This window comes from Janthinobacterium sp. C22, from assembly GCF_057919405.1.
This window is the reverse complement of the sequence record NZ_CP193659.1, coordinates 4,208,161-4,225,854: the sequence shown is the minus strand read 5'-3', so window position 1 is coordinate 4,225,854 and position 17,694 is coordinate 4,208,161. Positions and strand designations below refer to the sequence as shown.

13 protein-coding genes and 2 pseudogenes are annotated in these 17,694 nt (G+C 68.0%); 1 reads left to right on the top strand and 14 read right to left on the bottom strand.

Translation table 11 applies throughout. The features are described from left to right. Positions 1 to 45 precede the first annotated feature (45 nt). The 10 genes and pseudogenes from ACRHIG_RS19815 to ACRHIG_RS19770 form a co-directional block, all read right to left on the bottom strand. Positions 46 to 1,116: an alpha/beta hydrolase gene (locus ACRHIG_RS19815; RefSeq protein ID WP_489627599.1), complete on the bottom strand. Its 1,071-nt coding sequence runs from the start codon at positions 1,114 to 1,116 to the stop codon at positions 46 to 48. Between the two features lie 101 nt (positions 1,117 to 1,217). Next, positions 1,218 to 2,063 carry a universal stress protein gene (locus tag ACRHIG_RS19810; RefSeq protein ID WP_475414827.1) on the bottom strand — a complete coding sequence of 282 codons (846 nt, stop codon included), beginning with the start codon at positions 2,061 to 2,063 and terminating at the stop codon, positions 1,218 to 1,220. Positions 2,064 to 2,094: 31 nt separating this feature from the next. After that, positions 2,095 to 3,900, bottom strand: a complete 1,806-nt coding sequence (locus ACRHIG_RS19805) for a PHA/PHB synthase family protein (RefSeq protein WP_489627598.1) — start codon at positions 3,898 to 3,900, stop codon at positions 2,095 to 2,097. Positions 3,901 to 3,962: 62 nt separating this feature from the next. Further along, entirely contained in the window at positions 3,963 to 6,698 is a 2,736-nt protein-coding gene (locus ACRHIG_RS19800; RefSeq protein ID WP_489630838.1) for a hybrid sensor histidine kinase/response regulator, read from the bottom strand. A 24-nt stretch (positions 6,699 to 6,722) separates the two neighbouring features. After that, positions 6,723 to 6,872 (bottom strand): annotated as a pseudogene (locus tag ACRHIG_RS19795) (PAS domain-containing protein); the annotation flags it as partial. An 82-nt stretch (positions 6,873 to 6,954) separates the two neighbouring features. Continuing rightward, positions 6,955 to 7,026 (bottom strand): annotated as a pseudogene (locus ACRHIG_RS19790) (hypothetical protein); the annotation flags it as partial. A 449-nt stretch (positions 7,027 to 7,475) separates the two neighbouring features. Beyond that, a complete protein-coding gene (locus tag ACRHIG_RS19785; RefSeq protein ID WP_475414830.1) occupies positions 7,476 to 8,618 on the bottom strand; it encodes an FIST signal transduction protein in 1,143 nt (380 codons plus the stop codon). Positions 8,619 to 8,632: 14 nt separating this feature from the next. Then, a complete protein-coding gene (locus ACRHIG_RS19780) occupies positions 8,633 to 9,691 on the bottom strand; it encodes an HD domain-containing phosphohydrolase (protein ID WP_475414831.1) in 1,059 nt (352 codons plus the stop codon). A 51-nt stretch (positions 9,692 to 9,742) separates the two neighbouring features. Beyond that, positions 9,743 to 10,246 (bottom strand): chemotaxis protein CheW, encoded by a 504-nt coding sequence (locus tag ACRHIG_RS19775; RefSeq protein WP_475414832.1) that lies wholly within the window; start codon positions 10,244 to 10,246, stop codon positions 9,743 to 9,745. Between the two features lie 60 nt (positions 10,247 to 10,306). Continuing rightward, positions 10,307 to 11,209: a GGDEF domain-containing protein gene (locus ACRHIG_RS19770; protein ID WP_489627597.1), complete on the bottom strand. Its 903-nt coding sequence runs from the start codon at positions 11,207 to 11,209 to the stop codon at positions 10,307 to 10,309. A gap of 356 nt (positions 11,210 to 11,565) precedes the next feature. Here ACRHIG_RS19770 and ACRHIG_RS19765 point away from each other — a divergent pair, with 356 nt between their 5' ends. Further along, the gene (locus tag ACRHIG_RS19765) at positions 11,566 to 11,811 is read left to right on the top strand and encodes a hypothetical protein (protein ID WP_475414834.1); all 246 of its coding nucleotides are present in this window, start codon (positions 11,566 to 11,568) and stop codon (positions 11,809 to 11,811) included. Positions 11,812 to 11,821: 10 nt separating this feature from the next. Here ACRHIG_RS19765 and ACRHIG_RS19760 read toward each other — a convergent pair whose 3' ends face one another. From ACRHIG_RS19760 to nagA, 4 genes are all read right to left on the bottom strand, one after another. After that, a complete protein-coding gene (locus ACRHIG_RS19760; RefSeq protein ID WP_489627596.1) occupies positions 11,822 to 13,033 on the bottom strand; it encodes a DUF445 domain-containing protein in 1,212 nt (403 codons plus the stop codon). Between the two features lie 133 nt (positions 13,034 to 13,166). Then, entirely contained in the window at positions 13,167 to 14,564 is a 1,398-nt protein-coding gene (gene bcaP / locus ACRHIG_RS19755; RefSeq protein WP_475414836.1) for a branched-chain amino acid transporter BcaP, read from the bottom strand. Between the two features lie 201 nt (positions 14,565 to 14,765). Next, on the bottom strand, positions 14,766 to 16,559 hold the full coding sequence (locus tag ACRHIG_RS19750; protein ID WP_489627595.1) for an MFS transporter: 1,794 nt from the start codon (positions 16,557 to 16,559) through the stop codon (positions 14,766 to 14,768). 38 nt (positions 16,560 to 16,597) lie between these two features. After that, the gene (gene nagA, locus ACRHIG_RS19745) at positions 16,598 to 17,692 is read right to left on the bottom strand and encodes an N-acetylglucosamine-6-phosphate deacetylase (RefSeq protein WP_489627594.1); all 1,095 of its coding nucleotides are present in this window, start codon (positions 17,690 to 17,692) and stop codon (positions 16,598 to 16,600) included. Positions 17,693 to 17,694: the final 2 nt, after the last annotated feature.

Sequence of the window (17,694 nt, the reverse complement as noted above, 5' to 3'; positions counted from 1 at the left end):
ATTGTAGACCTTCTCCGCCCGCCCGCCTGCCTTGCCAGCGGTGCGTCATCTGTCCCAGCGCATGGCTTCGATGGCGCCTGCCACGGCCGTTTCGTATTCGATGAAGAAATCGCTGTGGAAGCCGTTGTGGATGAGCAGGTGGCTGCTGCCGGGCAGGGCGGCGGCCAGGTGGTCGCCGTCGGCCAGGCGCAGCGTGCGGAAATCGTCCAGCACCGCTTGCGCGCGGGCCTGGGTGGCGGGGTCGGCCTGCAACAGCCATGGGAACAGGTTGCGCAAGGTGCCGGGATCGACGGTGATGACGAGGGCCGGCGCGCGCACGCGGCGGTAGTCGGGCGAAAAATTGTGCGCGGCCATGTCCATGGCCCTGGCGACGGCGGGTGGGGTATTCGGCCGCACGGCGCCGCCGGGCAGCACTTCCAGGGCGTCGCGCCAGTTCGCTTCCAGGGCCGGCCACCATTGCTTGTTGATCCGCCTGGCATACGCGATCGAGGCGGCAAGCGATGCCAGGTCGTCCGGACCAGGCGGCGGTTCGTCGTAGGGCGTGGCTTCAGGCTCCTCATAGCCGCCGCTGGCCAGATAATCGAAGGTCGTGTCCAGATAGACGAGTCCCCGCACGCGCTGCGGGTGGCTGCCGGCGAACAGCGTCACCTCGTTGCCGGCGACGGAATGGCCGGCCAGGATGATGCGCCCGACGTGCAGGGCGTCGAGCACGGCCAGCAGGTCGGCCACCAGGGTGGCGGGCGCATACGTCATATCGTTGGCGTCATTCACCGGCAGCGGCTTGCCGGAGGAACCGTAGCCGCGCCGGGTGATGGCGAGCACGCGGTGGCGGCGCGCCAGCGCGGGCGCCAGGCTGTCGAACGCGTAGGCGTTGCCGCCCAGACCGGCCAGCAGCACGATCACGTCGGCATCGGCATCGGCACCGCCTTGCGCCGGTGGCCAGTCGCGCACATGCAGGCTGACGCCGGGGGCGACGGCGATCTGCCGGTCCGTCGCGCGGGCGCCGTGCGGCACGCTGCCGCCGCCGCAGGCGGCCAGGGCGGCCAACGCGGCTGTGCCCAGCAGCAGCCGGCGGCGGGCGTGGCAATGCGTGCCGGCGTCGGGGGTGTTGCTCATGCTGTACTCCTGTGTGGTTGGGGGCATGAGCAGTATCGGCGCCGCGCATGAAGCGCGGATGAGGAGCCGCTGAAGGAAGGCTGAAGGCCCGCCCGGCGGCGCTAGTGCGACACCAGCACCGGCAAGGTCATGTCCTGCAGCACCGTGCGCGTGACGCCGCCCAGCAGCGCTTCGCGCAGGCGCATGTGGCCGTAGCAGCCCATCACGACCAGGTCGCACTGCCGCTGGGCCGCCATGGCCAGCAGGGCCGCGCCCACGTCCTGGCCCGGCGGCGTGTCGTGCTGCAGCACCTCGACGTTGACGCCATGGCGCGCCAGGTACAGGGCCAGGTCGGCGCCCGGCTGCTCGCCGTGCGCGGCCGGCTGGGCGTGCGAATTGACGACGGCCAGGGTCACCTGCCGCGCCCTTTGCAGCAGCGGCAGCGCATCGGTGATGGCGCGCAGCGCTTCGGCGCTGCCGTTCCAGGCCAGCAGCGGATGCTGCGCGATGGCCGCTGGCGCGGCGCAAGGCGCGTGCGGCACCATCAGCACGGGCCGGCCGCAATGGAGCATCAGGTATTCGGCCGTGCCGGCGATGACGCGCGACGGCGTGTCCTGCGCATCCGTCTGGCCCAGGATCAGCAAGTCGCAATAGCGCGCCTGCAGCAGCAGTGCGCCTTGCGCGTCGTCGTCGACGAAGCGCGTTTCGTAGGTGCCCAGGCCTTCTTCGCGGGCGATGCGCTCGAAATCGTGCAAGGCTTCGCTGGCCTGGGTGCGCAGCGCCTGCATCTGCGCCGGCGCAAACTGCAGCGCGTTGACGCCGCCGCCATACGCATAGCGCGAAATGCCGCTCATGGCCGAACCGATCAGGTGCGCGCCCTCGGCGACGGCCAGGCGCACGGCCAGGCGGATGCGCTGGGCGCAGTGGCGGGAATTGTCGACGTGGACCAGCAGGGTAGTGTAGGGCATGGTGTTTTCCTCGGTTGTCGGTTGTCGGTTCTCAGGTCTGCAGCACGTAGCTGCCCGGCGCGTCGCCCAGGGCGGGTCCCATGGCCGGCGGCGCCACCGGCTCGCCCGGGCGCCGGGCCAGCCAGGCTTGCCAGGCGGGCCACCACGAACCATCGTGGTGCGGCACGTCGCGCTGCCAGCTGTCCGCATCGACGTAGGGCGCGTCGTGGCGGTGCGTGGCCAGCTGGTAGCTGCGGCGCGGCTGGCCCGGCGGCGAGACCACGCCCGCGTTGTGGCCGCCCGAGGTGAGCAGGAAGGTGACGTCCGTGTCGGTCAGCAGCTGCAGCTTGTACACGGAGCGCCACGGCGCCACGTGGTCCGTCAGGGTGCCGACGGCGAAGATGGGCGCCTTGATGTCGGGCAGGGCGATGTGGCGGCCAGCCGTGCGGTAGCGCCCTTCGGCCAGGTCGTTGTGCAGGAACAGACGGCGCAGGTATTCCGAGTGCATGCGGCAGGGCATGCGCGTGGCGTCCGCATTCCAGGCCATCAGGTCGCTGTCCTGCTCGTCGAGTCCCAGCAGGTAGTGGCGCAGGCGGCGCGACCAGATCAGGTCGTTCGAGCGCAGCAGCTGGAAAGCGCCCGCCATCTGCTTGGTATCGAGATAACCCTGCTTCCACATGGCCGCTTCCAGGAAACTCACCTGGCTCTCGTCGATGAACAGCGACAGTTCGCCCGGCTCCTTGAAGTCCACTTGCGACGCGAGCATGGTCAGGCTGGCCAGGCGCATATCGCCGTCGCGCGCCATGCTGGCGGCGGCGATCGCCAGCAGGGTGCCGCCCAGGCAGTAGCCGGCCGCGTGCACCTGCGGCGCGCCCGTGAGGCGGGCAATGGCGTCGAGCGCCTCCATCACGCCCAGCTGGCGGTAGTCTTCCAGCGACAGCTCGCGGTCTTCTTCCTGCGGGTTTTTCCAGGAAATCATGAACACCGTATGCCCTTGCTCCACCAGGTAGCGCACCAGCGAATTGTGCGGCGACAGGTCGAGAATATAGAACTTCATGATCCAGGCAGGCACGAACAGCAGCGGCGTGGCATGCACCCTGGCGGTCGCGGGGGCGTACTGGATCAATTCGATCAAGTCGTTGCGGTAGACCACCTTGCCCGGCGTGACGGCCACGTTCACGCCCACCTGATAGGTGCGCTGGTCGGGCGCATGCGCGCCCATGGCGGCGCGCTGCCAGTCCTCGGCCGCGTGGGCCATGCCGCGCGCCAGGTTGGCGCCGCCGCTTTCCAGGGTGGCCTGCTGCACCACGGGATTGGTCAGCAGGAAGTTCGACGGCGCCAGCATGTCGAGCCACTGGCGCACGGTGAATGTGACGACATCCTCGTGGTGCGGCGCGACGCCGCGCACGCCCGTGGTGGCGCGGTGCCACCATTGCTGCTGCAACAGGAAGCCCTGATAGACCAGGTTGTAAGGCCAGCGCTGCCAGGCCGCGTCCTCGAAGCGCCGGTCCTGCGGCAGCGGCGCGATGCACGGCGGCCCGGAGGGCGCACCCGGCAGCGCAGCCTGCACGGCGTACTGCTGCCAGCGGCCGATCTTTTTCCACGCTTCCTGCAGCAAGGCTTGCTGCTTCGATGGCGCCAGCGCCAGATGGCTGAGCCAGTCGGCATAGGCGTTGCCCAGCGCAGCCGGTGAAATGCCGCCCGTGAACTTGCCCAGCCAGGCGTTCAGCAGCAGGTCCAGGGTGGCGCCTTCCGGCGCGCTTTCCGGATAGTCGTGCGCCGGCACGCCTTGCCAGGCGCTGCCCAGGCGCTCATGTTCCACTTTGTGCTGCGTCTCGCTCGGCTGCGTCTTGCTCATCCAGGGCTCCCGTTATTTTTTTACAGGATAGCAAGAGCTTGTTCAAAAAATTATGATCTATATCAAGTTTGCCCGGATGCGTGCAGCATGTGGCTTGCCGCCTGGATGGCCGCGCCCGTTTCCTGCACAAACAGCCGCAATTGCTCGTCCAGCGCATCGAGCCGCGCCAGCAACGCGTCCTGCGGCGCCTCGACCGCTTCGCGCTCGATGGCGGCGGCGATGGCGACGGCCGGTGCGGCGCGGAAGTTGGCCAGCAAGCCGGCCAGGGTATGCGCCTGCCGGCTCACGGTGGGCCGGTCGCCCGATTGCAGGGCCGCGCGCAGCGCCTCCAGCTGCGCCGGCAAGCCGGCCAGGAACGATGCGCCGATGATGCCGATCACGTCGGCGTCGGCCTGGGCCAGCGCTGCTGCGTAGTCGAAGCGGGAGCCGGGCAGGCTGTCCGCCGCAGGCATCCGCTGGCCTATTTGCAGCACATGCCGCTCGATGAGGCTCTGGAAGGCGGCCGTGCGGAATGGCTTGGACAGGTAGTCGTCCATGCCGCCGGCGATGCAGCGTTCGCGGTCGCCCTCGAAGGCGCTGGCCGTCATGGCGATGATGACGCTTCTCGGCATGCCCTGCGCTTCGCGCGCGCGTATCTGCGCGGTGGCGTCGAAACCGCCCATTTCCGGCATCTGCAGGTCCATCAGGATCAGGTCGAAATGGCGGGCCGCCTGGCAATCGAGGGCGATGCGGCCGTTCGCCGCATGCGTGACCCGGTGGCCCGCATTCGACAGCAGCACGGTGGCCAGTTCGCGGTTCATGGCATTGTCCTCGACCAGCAGGATGTCCAGGCCGGGCATGCCTTCGCGCGCGGCGTGGCGCATGGCGGCGGGTGCCGCGCCGGGCATGCCGCGGCACGTGCCCAGCATGCTCGTGGTGGTGGCCAGCAGTTCCTCGGGGCTGGCGGGCTTGAGCAGGTAGCCGCCGATGCCCAGTTCACGGCAGCGCGCCGCGTCGCCCAGGCTGCCGCAGGACGACAGCATGACGATGGGCACCTGGCTCCAGTGGGGCAGGGCGGCCAGCGCCGCTGCCGTGTCGAAGCCATTCATGCCGGGCATGGCGTAGTCCATGATGATGCAGTCGGCCGGCAAGGCGCCGCGGCAGTGCTCCAGCGCCGCCTCGCCGGACTCGCAGGCGGTGACCATGGCGCCGCTGTGCCCGAAGATCCGGCGCAGGATGGTCAGGCTGCTGGGGTTGTCGTCGACCAGCAGGATGGCGCGTCCCGCCAGCGTGGCGCCGGGCGGCGGCAAGGGCTGCTGCTCGCCGATGGGCAGGTCCAAGTCCACGCTGAAGCAGCTGCCCTTGCCCAGTGCGCTCGACAGGCCGATGCTGCCCTTCATCATCGTCACCAGGCGGCGCGTGATCGACAGGCCCAGTCCCGTGCCGCCGAAGCGCCGCGTGGTTGAACCATCCTCCTGCTGGAAGGCGTCGAAGACGGCCTCCCGCATGTCGGCGGCGATGCCGATGCCGGTGTCGCGCACGCACAGGCGCAGGCTGGCCATGCCGGCGCCGCTGGCGCGCAGCCGGGCGCTGACGACCACCTCGCCTTGCGGCGTGAACTTGATGGCATTACCGGCCAGGTTGGTCAGCACCTGGCGCAGGCGGCCCGGGTCGCCGAGCAGCGTGTGCGGCAGCGCGGGATCGACGTCGAGCACCAGTTCCAGGCCGCTGGCCTGCGCCCGCATGGCGTGCGCGCGCAGGGTTTCCTGCAGCAGCTGGCGCAGGTCGAAGGGGACGCTTTCCAGGGTCAGCATGCCCGCCTCGATCTTCGAGAAATCGAGGATGTCGTTGATGATGCACAGCAGGGCGTCGGCCGAGGCCTTGACGATTTCCAGGTACTTGCGCTGGTGGCCATCGAGGTCGGAATCGAGCACCAGGTCCGTCATGCCCAGGATGCCGTTCATCGGCGTGCGGATTTCGTGGCTCATGTTGGCCAGGAATTCGCTCTTCGAGCGGCTGGCCGATTCGGCCACTTCCTTGGCCAGCAGCAGGGCGCGCTCGGCCGCCTTTTGACTGGAAATGTCGACGATGGTGCCGACCAGGCCGTGCAGGCTGCCGTCGGACTTCAGCAGGGCCGCCTTGCTGAACAGGACATCGACCTGGCGCGTGCCGACGGTCAGCCGGTCTTCGTACGTCTGGTTGCCCCGGTCCTGCAGCAGCGCCAGGTCGTGCCGCAGCACTTGCTGCGCCTCCTGCCGCGGCAGGATGTCGGCCACCGTCAGGCCCGCGATGCGCGCCTGGTCGAGCTGGAAGAAGGCGCAAAAGGCGCGGTTGGCGCGCAGGTAGCGGCCCTGCACGTCCTTCAGGTACAGCGGGATGGGGATGGTCTCGATCAGCGCGTCGACGAAGTTGAGGTTGTGCCGCAGCTCGCGCGCCGCCTGGCGCCGCTCCGTGATGTCGGTCAGGCTGCCGGTGACGCCCGCCAGCCGCCCCTGGCCATCGCGTTCGGCGCGCGCGCACACGTCGATCCAGCGCACGTCGCCGTCGCTGGTGACATAGCGCGCCTCATGGCGCATGCTGTCCACCTGGCCGCCCAGCAGCTGGGACAGGCCGTCGGCGGCGCGCTCGCGGTCGCGCGCATCGACGAATTGCAGCACGTTCTTGCCCAGGCTGCCGGCGATGGAAAACCCCGTGATGGTGTGCCAGGCGGGATTGAGGAAGGTCCAGGCGCCCTGCAGATCCGTGCGGAAGACCACCTCGTTGAGGCTGTTGACGACGTTGCGGTATTCGCGCTCGCTTTTCGCGATGGTCTCGGCCATGCGCTTGCTGTCGCTGATTTCCGTGCGGATGGCGATGTACTGATAGGGCTTGCCGGCCGCATCGAGGAAGGGCACGATGGTGGCGTCCACCCAGTATTGGCCGCCATCCTTGGCGTGGTTGCAGATTTCGCCGTGCCAGACCTGGCCGGCGGTAATGGTTTGCCACATCTGCGCAAAGAAGGCGTCCGCATGTGTGCGAAGTGATCAGGCGGTGCGTCTGGCCGATCAGCTCTTCGCGCGCGAAGCCGCTGATGGCGCAGAACTTGTCGTTGACGTAGATGATGACGCCGGCCGTGTCGGTGATGCTGACAATGGCGTGCTGGTCCATCGCGAAGCGCTGGTTCTGCAATTCGATGCGGCGCAGTTCCTGCTGCGACACCAGCTCGGCCAGCAGCACCGACAGGCCCTCGATATCGCTTTCCTGCGGCAGGCGCAGGCCGGAATCGTCGTTGTCGAGCAAGCGCACGGCCGCCACGCGCAGCGACTGGATCACGCGGTTGCGGCTGGCCAGTTCCGTGCGCAGCAAGTCATTCGTCAGGCTCAGCTCATTCGAACTCAGTTCCAGGCTGCGCGAGCGCAAGTCCAGGTCGCGTTCGGACTGTTCGTAGGCGCCGTCGATGCGCTGCAGCAGGGCCGGCAAGCCGGCCAGGAAACCGGCCAGTTCGGGCGGCGTGCCCGCTTGCCCGCTCAGTGCCTGCGCCTGTTCCAGCAAGGCGGCGCAGGCGCTTTCCGAGTCGATGCCGCAGACGCGGTTCAATTGGCGTGCCAGGGTGCGGTTCATGCTTCGCTCAGGACGGTGACGGTCATCGTCTGGTTGTGCAACTGGCACGCGCCGTGCGGCTGGGCGATGCCGATTTCGCCGTTCGAGTAAAAACCGGCGATGCAGGCTGCGCCGCCCAGCTGGTCGGCCACCGCTTCGACCTCTTCCTCGACCCGGTCGCCCATCACCAGCTTGCGTCCCACGCAGCTGACCAGCAGGGTCAGCTGGTCGCCCTGCGCATCGGCATGGGGCACGACGCCGCGCGCGGCCGTCTCGGCCCCGTCGATCAGCCGGTTGGTACTGGAATGCATCAATTTCAGGTAGCCGTCGGCGAGGATGTCGCCGGCCAGGGTCAGCGAACCCTGTTCCTCGTCGACGGCGAGGATGGTGCGGAAGACATTGCTTTTTTCATGCGCGGCCGAGAGCATTTCAAACGGGAACAGCAGCCCCGAGCCGGGCAGGCCGCGCGCATGGTCGCCCAGGTACAGCTTGTAGATGTCCAGCGCCCGCGCGCCGTCCAGGCCATACAGCACGTTGTCGACGCAGCGCGTCACCTTGCGCGCGGGGCCGAACGCTTCCCAGCCCGCATGGCTGCCGTAGCCGAGGCGGATATGTTCGCCGTACAGGCCGACGGCGACGATGGTATTGTCGGCCGCGCCGCGCGGGCCCAGGGTCCAGGTCTGGCGGAAGGCGCCGCCGTCCGCCGCCAGCCCGCCCGACACCGTCACGCCGGGCGGCAGGTTCGCCTGCAGCCCGGCGATCAGGGCGCTGCCGTTGATGGCCACGCCCGTGCCCAGCATGAAGACGGCCGCCAGGCCGTCCTGCGGCAAGGCCTGCGCCAGGCGCTCGCCCGCATCGCGCGAGTCCGCCATGTCGCAGATGATGGCGTCGGCAATCGCCACCGTGGTGCGGGCAAAGCAAATGGCGGTGATGACGCAGCTGTCGTCGTAGACGCGCTTGCCGGCGATCTCGCCGGCCGTGGAGCAGCCGGCGACGACGGCGCCCGGCAACTGGCGCTGCAGCGCCGCCGTCAGGCCGGGCGTGGCAAAGTAGGGGCAGGCGCCGAAGACCAGCACCAGGTCGGGCGCCATGGCGGCCAGGGGCGCCAGGGCGGCATCGAAGTCCGCATGGCTGTTCAGGATCAGTTGTTGCACGCGCATGGCAGGCTCCTCGCTTATAGTGGGTGGGCGTCGTGATGGACAGGGTCGGGCAGGCTGTTGCGGATGGCGAGCACCTCGTCCCAGGCCCCCAGGAAGGCGTCGAGGCACAGCGGGCAGAAATGGCTGCCCCTGTTTTGCTCCAGGTACTGGCGCGCCTGGGCCAAAGGCCAGGCCGGCTTGTACGGGCGTTCGGAGCTGAGCGCGTCGAAGACGTCGGCCACGGCGACGATGCGCGCCGGCAGCGGTATCTGTTCGCCCGCCAGGCCATCCGGATAGCCGCTGCCGTCGTATTTTTCGTGGTGGCCGCAGGCGATCTCCTCGGCCAGGCGGATCAGCGGTGAGTCGCTGCCGGCAAGGATATAGCCGCCGATCTTCGCATGCTGGCGCATGATGGCCATTTCATCGGGGTCCAGCCGTCCCGGCTTGAGCAGGATATGGTCGGGCGTGGCCAGCTTGCCCACGTCGTGCATGGGCGCCGCCTTGAGCAGCAGGTCCTGCCATTGCGCGTCGAGGCCCAGCTCCCTGGCGATCAGCGCCGAGTAGCGCGCCATGCGCATGATGTGGGCGCCCGTTTCGGGGTCGCGGAATTCGGCCGCCCGCGCCAGGCGCGCGACCAGCTCCATCTCCCTGGCCGTGACGTTGGCGATGGCCTGGGCCACCTCGTGTTCCAGCAGCTTGGCGCGGTCGGCCAGCATGGTCTGCGCCGTGCGCAGGGCCAGCAGGTTGCGCACGCGCAGGCTGAACTCGATGGTGTCGACGGGCTTGGTGAGAAACTCCGTCACGCCCAGCGAAAAAGCCTGCTTGCGCACGGCGCGGTCGTTTTCGGTGGTGACCATGACGATGGGGATGTCGGCCATGCCCTCCATCTTGCGGAAAATGCTGAGGAATTCGTTGCCCGACAGGCTGGGCATCCGGTAATCGAGCAAGACCAGGTCCGGCACGTTCGATTCGCACCAGGTCAGCGCATCGATGGGATCGTTCATGCAGACGGACTCGATGGCGCTGGCCTTGCGCGCCAGGGTCGACAGCAGGCTCAGGTTGGTGTCGTTGTCATCGACGATCAGGATGCTCATGGTATCTCCGGCGGATGGCGGTCAGTGGCGGGCGGGGCGGCGATGGCCGGCTCAGGCGGCCAGCCTGCCCGTGGCGTGCATGCCCAGGCCGGCCAGCAGGCTGTCGATGTCCAGCACGATGAGCATGCGTTCGTCGAGGGCGCCGATGGCCGTCACATGGCCGGCCATGGCCGAGCCGTGCAGCTGCGGCGGCGGCTTGATCTGCGCCGGCGCCAGCGGCACCACGTCGGCCACGCGGTCGACCACGATGCCGGTGGCGCCATGCGCGAAGATCAGGATGATGACCACGGTCGAAGCGTCGTAGGCGGGTTCTGCCTGGCCCAGCGCGATGCGCAGGTCGACCAGCGGCACGATGCTGCCGCGCAGGTGGATGAAACCCTTCAGGAAGGCGGGCGCGTTGGCGATGCGGGTGACGGCGCCGTAGCCGCGGATTTCCTGCACCAGGCCGATGTCGATCGCATATTCCTCCTTGCCGAGTCCAAAGACCAGCAATTCCCGGGCGCCCGCTTGCGCCGGTTGCCCCGCTGCCGCGGCATGTGTGGTGATGGTTTCCATGTGCTTGCTCCTGTCAGGTGTTGCGTGATGCATGAAACTGCGGGGGATGCCGGGCGGCGCTCAAGCCTGCTCGACGCGGTTGCGGCCATTCTTCTTGGCCTGGTACAGGGCGGCGTCGGCTTGCATGAAGCCGGCTTTCCAGTCGCCGTCGTGGGGCAGCGGCGCCAGGCCGATGCTGATCGTCGCCGTGATGGGCGCGTGCTCGAAGTCGACGCATGTGTCGGCCACGGCGAGGCGGATGCGTTCGGCCACCTGGCGCGCCGTGGCCATGTCCGTATGGGGGAACAGCAAGCCGAATTCCTCGCCGCCCACGCGGGCGACGACGTCGGATGCCCGCGCCTGGGACTGGATCGTCGCTGCCACGACTTGCAGCACGGCGTCGCCGGCCGCGTGGCCATGCTGGTCGTTGACCCGCTTGAAGAAATCGATGTCGGCGATGCCGATGGTCATCGGATGGCCCGAGCGCCTGGAGCGCGCGGCCGCGCGCACGGCGTCGGTCTCGAAGGCGCGGCGGTTCGACAGCTGGGTCAGGGGATCGCTGAGGGCGATGCGCTGCAATTGCTGCCAGCGGGCCGCATTCTGCTGTTCCAGGGCGAGTTCGCGGCGCTGGTCGATGAAGAAGGCGCCCATGAAGTTTTCGTCGTCCAGGGTACCCAGGTCCATGGCCTTGAGCACGATGGGCAGCATCGTGCCATCGCGGTGGCGAATGGCGAAATGGCGCTTGTGGCCCAGCACCCTGGACTGCTTGTGGCCGGCCAGGTATGCGCCGATCCGTGCGCCATGCTGCTCGCGCACGGCGTCGGGCAGCAGCGCCTCGATCTGCTGGCCCGGCAGGCTGCCTGCGGCATAGCCGCTCAGCGCATACATGGCGTCGTTCGCATAGCGGATGCGCGAGCCCGTATCGATGATGACGGCGGCGTCGTCGGCGGCGTCGAGCAGGCGCAAGGCCAGGGTTTTGTTCATGTGCTTGTCCCCTACAAAGAAGGCGGAGATACCGGGCGGTCGCGGCAATCAGGCTTGCCGCATCGCCTTGCGTTCTCCTTTGAGCTCATCATACACCAAATAAAAATGATTTCAACGAATATTATGATTTTCATGATTTGTGTCGATTTTCTGCACGCGCAAGCACTACGCAGGAAAGGCGCTGAAGCCGAAGTTCGCCACGGTCTCCCTGCGGCGCGGCCGTTCTTCTTCTATCGCGCGGCTTGTCCTGGGACAGAAAAAATCATTTTTCCGTGCATTTATTTATTGTATTTGGTAAATTTATGTAGCAAAATGCAGTGAAGACGGACCAGTTAGGCTCGATACGGGAGATGGACATGCATACGACGATGTCGGCAAGGAGCAGCAAAGAGGCAGGCAAGGGCCACCCGCACGGGCCGGGCGCGGGTGTCCGCCGTTCATCCGTGCCGCGCCTGAAGGCGATCGGCTACCTGCTGCTGCTGTTTGCCGTGGTGCCGGCCGCGGCCTGCATCGGCGCGGGGCGCGCCGGCGTGCCGGCACTGTTCAGCACCGCGTGCGGCGTGGTGTCGTGCGCGGGCCTGCCTGGCAGGGTGCCCGGCTGATGGATGGCGCTTACAGCGCCTGGCTCACGGCGTAGATCAGCAAGCCGGCCAGGCCGCCCACGATGGTGCCGTTGATGCGGATGAATTGCAGGTCGCGCCCGATGGCCAGTTCGATGCGTTCGCTCATTTCTTCCTTGCTCCACAAATCCAGCCGGCCGGCGATGAAGGCGCCCACCTCGCCCCGGTAGCGGCGCACCAGCGAACCGCTGCCGGCGACGATGGCGCCGTTCAGCCATGCCCGCGCATGCTCGTCCCTGCCCAGTACCAGGCCCGTGTTGCGCGCCACGCCGGCGACCACTTGCGCCAGCACGGGCTGATCCGCATGCAGGTCGGCCAGCAGGCGCGCGCTGATATGCTTCCAGACGTCACCGAGCATCGCTTGCAGCGTGTCGCTGGCGATCAGCTGCAACTGGTAGCGGCGCACCGTGGCTTGCCACTGCGGGTCGGCCTTCAGGTGCAGCGCGCTGTCGGCGATCCAGCCGGCGATGCGCTGGCGCAACGGGTGACCGGGGTCGATGCGCACGGCGAGGGCGAATTTTTGCAGCGAGGCGATCATGCGCGGCTCATACGCCTTCACGGCCTTTTTCACCAGCGCGTTCTCGATCTGGAAGGCGCCCAGCACGAAGTCGCCGATGGCCGCGTGGTGGCGTTCGTCGTCCAGGTAGGCGGCGCTGCGGTCGAGCATGAAGTCCAGCAGCTGCTGCGGCTTGCCGTCGGCGATCAGCGCATCGATGCAGTCGGCCGCCACGTCCGACAGGTTCAATTGCGCCAGGTAGCCGCTGGCCTGCTGGCGCAGCAGGCGGCCCAGCGTGTCGTGGTCGGCCATCGCCAGCAGCTGTTTCGCCACGCCGGCGCCGGCCATGCCCAGCTGCCGCGCGTGGGCCTCGTCCATCAGCCAGGCCCCCAGGCGCGCGGCGGGATCGGCTTGCGCGATGCGCTCGGCGATGCCTTGCTCGGTGATGAAATGGTTTTCCACGAAGGCGCCCAGGCTGCGGCCGATGTCGGCCTTGCTGTTCGGGATGATGGCCGTATGCCACAGGGGGATGCCCAGCGGGTGGCGGAACAGGGCGACGACGGCGAACCAGTCGGCGATCGCGCCCACCATCGATGCTTCGGCGAATGCCTCCACATAGCCCCAGGCGGGGTGGCCGCCCCGCTGCGAGCGGGCCACGGCAAACACCAGCGCGGCGAGCAGCAGCAAGCCGGCGGCCAGCCACTGCATGCCGCGCAGGCGCGCGCGCTTGAGCTGGTCCGTGCTCTGGTCCAGCTGGGCGATGAGGTCGGGGAAGGTTGCATGGATGGCGGCCTGCGGGGTTGCGAGACCGCCATCTTACTGCGATGGCGCAGTGACGCGATTACTGTTGCGGATGCAGCAGCGAACGGCGGCGCGCGTAGCCGAAATAGATGACCAGGCCGATCACCAGCCAGATGGAAAAGGCCACCCAGGTAACCCAGCTGAGGAAAGTCATCAGGCCCACGCACAGGATCACGGCCAGCGCCGGCACGAAGGGCACGCCGGGGCAGCGGAAGGCGCGATGCAGGTCCGGGCGCTTCTTGCGCAGCACCACCACGGCGACGGAGACCATGGTGAAAGCGGCCAGGGTGCCAATGTTGATCAGCTCGGCGAGGATGTTGAGCGGGATCACGGCGGCGATCAGGCCGAAGACGATGCCCACCAGCCAGGTGGCGAAGAACGGCGTGTGGAAGCGCGGGTGCACGGTCGACAAGCGCTTGGGCAGCAGGCCGTCGCGCGACATGGCGAAGATGATGCGCGTCTGGCCGAAGGCCATCACCAGGATCACGGTGGTCATGCCGAGGATGGCACCCAGGTCGACGAAGCCGGCGATCCAGTTTTCGCCCGCATACTGCAGGGCCAGCGAGACGGGATGGTCGACGCCGAGGAATTTTTGATACGGCACGATGCCCGTCATGATGGCCGACACCACCACGTACAACACGGCGCACACGGCCAGCGAGCCGATGATGCCGATAGGCAGGTCGCGCGACGGCTTCTTGACTTCCTCGGCGGCCGAGGTGACGGCGTCGAAGCCGATGAAGGCGAAGAAGACGAGGGCGGCGGCGCTCAGCATGCCGTGGTAGCCGAACGGCATGTAGGGCTGCCAGTTGGCCGGCTGCACGTGGCGCGCGCCGAAGATGATGAACAGCAGCACCACGCCCACCTTGATGGCCACCATGATGTTGTTCAGGCGCGCCGATTCGCGCACGCCCCAGCCCAGCATGGCCGTCAGCAGCAGCATGATGACGAGGGCGGGCAGGTTGATGAAGGTCGTCACGCCGGGCAGGGCGCCCGGCGCGGCCGTCAGGGCCACGGGCAGGGTGATGCCAAAGCCCGACAGCAGCGACTGGAAGTAGCCGGACCAGCCGACGGAGACGGCCGCCGCGGCCAGGCCGTATTCGAGCAGCAAGTCCCAGCCTATCATCCAGGCGGCCAGCTCGCCCAAAGTCGCATAGCTGTAGGTGTAGATGGAGCCGGCCACCGGCACGGTGGAGGCGAATTCCGCATAGCACAGGGCGGCGAAGCAGCAGGCGACGGCCGCCACGACAAACGACAGCGACAGGGCGGGGCCGGCCGTCAGCGCGCCCGTGCCGGTGAGCACGAAAATGCCCGTGCCGACGATGGCGCCGATGCCCATGAGCACAAGGTCGAAGGGGCCCAGCACCTTGGCCAGTCCTCCCGGCTTCTTGCTGTGGGCGATCATGTCATCCAAATTCTTGGTTCTAAATAAGCTCACTGTGTCTCCTGGTGGTTTTTGTCATGGCGCCATTGCCGCCTCGTGAGTAGCACGACGCAGCCAGATTCTAGCCCACGCGCCCGTGATTCCAGAAGGAAAACCGTACGGTGCAGTGCGCGCCGGTCTTGTCAACTTGCGAAACAGGCAAAAAAACAGCCCCGGATGGTGGGCCGGGGCTGGAAAGGAGACTGCTACAGTTGGTTACTTGGAAAAGTGCGCCTCGATCTCTTCCAGGGTCTTGCCTTTGGTCTCCGGCAGCAAGAACGCGGCCGCCAGGAAGTACAGCACGGTGCAGCCGGCGCCGAAGAAGAACAGGGTCGAATAACCGTGCAAGCCCACGGTGGGCAGGAAGATGGCGGCGATCACCGTCGAGACAAACTGGTTCACCAGCAGGGCGATGCTCATGCCGTTCGAACGGATGCGCGTCGGCATCAGCTCGGACAGGGCCAGCCACACGCACACGCCCGGTCCCACGGCAAAGCTGGAGACGAACACGCAGATGGCGACGGCCACCAGCCAGCCGTGCGTGGACGAGGGCACGGGGCCCAGGCTGGCCTTCTCGATGCGCAGCGGCGCCTCGCGCCCGGCCGCCGGGTCGGCGAACGGATTGAGGTGCAGCTTGCGGAAGAACACGCCGATCACGCTGTCGGCCTGCACGGCGTCTTCGCGGGCGATCGTCACCTGGCGCAGCACGGGATCGTCGCTGCGCAGGCTTTTCACATTGGTGAACGGGCCGTAGGCATAGGCGATGGTCAGCTGCTGCGGCGTGCCGTCGGCGGCCGCGCCCAAGGCCGTCAGGGTGGCCGCATCGAGGCGCACGGCCAGGCCGTCGTTCTGCACCTGGGCGGCGATGGCGGGGCGTACGTCGGCCAGGTGCGCTTCGGCGCCGCGGAACAGCAGGCCGGCCGCCAGCAGCGAGACGACGATGCCGCCCGTGCCCAGCATCAGCAGGAACTTGCGGCCCTTGCGGTCCACCAGCAGCACGGCCACCACCGTCATCACGGCGTTCAGCACCTTCAGCAACACGTCCGCCATGTTGGCCGAGGCGCCCGACAGGCCCGCCTGGTTCAGGATATTGACGACATAGGCGAGGATGGAATTGATGCCCGTCGCCTGCGTGCAGGCGAGGATCAGGCAAGCGAGCAGGAAGGGCAGCACGTAGCGGCGGCTCAAGAGCGGGTCTTTTGCCCTGGCGTTGCCGCTGGCCTTGGCCGCGTTCTCGGGCGTATCGAGCATGTCGCGCAGTTCCAGGTCGGCGGCGGCGGGCAGGCGCGTGCGCAGCAGCGACTGGCGCGCCTGTTCGACGCGGCCGCGGCGCGCCAGCCAGCGCGGCGATTCGGCCAGCAGCAGGGCGCCGACGGTAAACACGAGGCCCGGCGTCAGGCAGACCCAGAAGATGCTGCGCCAGGCGTGGTCCTTGGCCGTGAAGATGGCGGCGATGCGGCCCGCTTCCGGCAACGCTTGCGCCGCTTGCGTGGCCGTTTCCACCGTCTGCGCCTGCAGCAGGCCGATCAGGGCGGCCGCCACCAGGCCGATGGTCAGCAGCAGCTGGAACAGGGCGGCGCCGCGTCCACGCTGCTGCGCGGGCAGGCATTCGGCCAGGTACAGGGGCACGACGACGCCGATCAAGCCGCCGCTGATGCCTTGCAGCAGGCGGCCCAGCAGCAACGGCGTGTAGCCGTCGGCCAGGGCGATCAGCGGGATGCTGGCGCTGAATAGGGCGCCGGCCAGGAACATCACCCAGCGCCGGCCCAGGATATCGGCCAGGGCGCCGGCGAACAGCGACGAGAGGACCGAACCCAGGAGCACGGCGGCGACGATAAAGCTCAGCTGCTGGGCCGTCAGTTTCCAGGCCACGGAGGCCGTCGATTCCAGGTAGGGCAGGGCGCCGGCGATGATGCCGATGTCTATGCCGTACAGCAATCCCCCCATGCCGGCAATAAATAGCAGGTAGCGCATGGCCCACACGGGGGCCTTGTGTGACGTGTCGTGCATGGTAACTCCGGGGCTGGGGTTGAAGTGGGTGAAGTGGTCTAGCGGGTGGAAAGATCGATGGCCGCGCCTTCGACGAAGACGGACACTGGCTGTAGCGTGGAATCGAGGACGACGATGTCGGCCCAGGCGCCCGGCGCCAATCGGCCCCGGTCGGACACGCCCAGGTAGTCGGCCGGGTACAGCGACAGGCGGTTCGAGGCGTCGGCCAGGTCCAGGCCCAGGTCGACGAAATTGCGCAGGGCCTGGTCCATGGTCAGCACGCTGCCGGCCAGCGAGCCCGTGGCCAGGCGCACGCAGCCCAGGCATTTGTAGACGCGCTGCGTGCCCAGGCCGTACTCGCCATCGGGCATGCCGGTGGCCGAGGTGGCGTCCGTCACGCCGTACAGGCGCGGGATGGCGCGCAGGGCCGCGCGCAGGGCGCCCTTGGCCACGTGCTGCAGGTCGGGGATGATTTCCGCGTATTCCGCGTGCGCCAGCGCCGCGCCCACCATGCCGGGGTCGTAATGCGTCATGCCCGTCATGCCGTTGTACAGGTGGGTGAAGCCGGAGACGCCGGCTTGCAGCGCGGCCACGCCTTCGTCATACGTGCCGGCGCTGTGGCCGATCTGCACGCGGATGCCCATCGCCGCCAGTTGCGGGATCAGTTCCAGGTGGCCGGGGATTTCCGGCGCCATGGTCAAGACCTTGATGGGGGCGATGGCGTGAAAGCGCTGCACCAGCGCCAGGCTCGCCTGCACCACGTCGGGCGGCTGCGCGCCCAGGCGGTGCAGGTTCAAAAACGGTCCTTCCAGGTGCACGCCCAGCATGCGCGCGCCGTTGGCGGGGCGCTCGGCGATGACGCCGGCCAGGCCTTGCAGGGCGCGCACGATCGATGGCTCTTTCGCCGTCAGGGTGGTGCCCAGCAGGGCGGTGGTGCCGTGGCGCGCATGCACCTGCGCCACGGTGGCGCCCGCGTTTGCGCCTTCCATGATGTCGACGCCGGCCGCGCCGTGCACGTGCAGGTCGATAAAGCCGGGCAGGATGGTCAGCGCGCTGTCGGCGGCAGGGTCTTCCTGTATCTGGACGATACGCTGGTCAAAAGTGATGGTGCCCGTGATCCAGCCAGATGGGGTAAGGATTCTGCCGCTCAGCATGT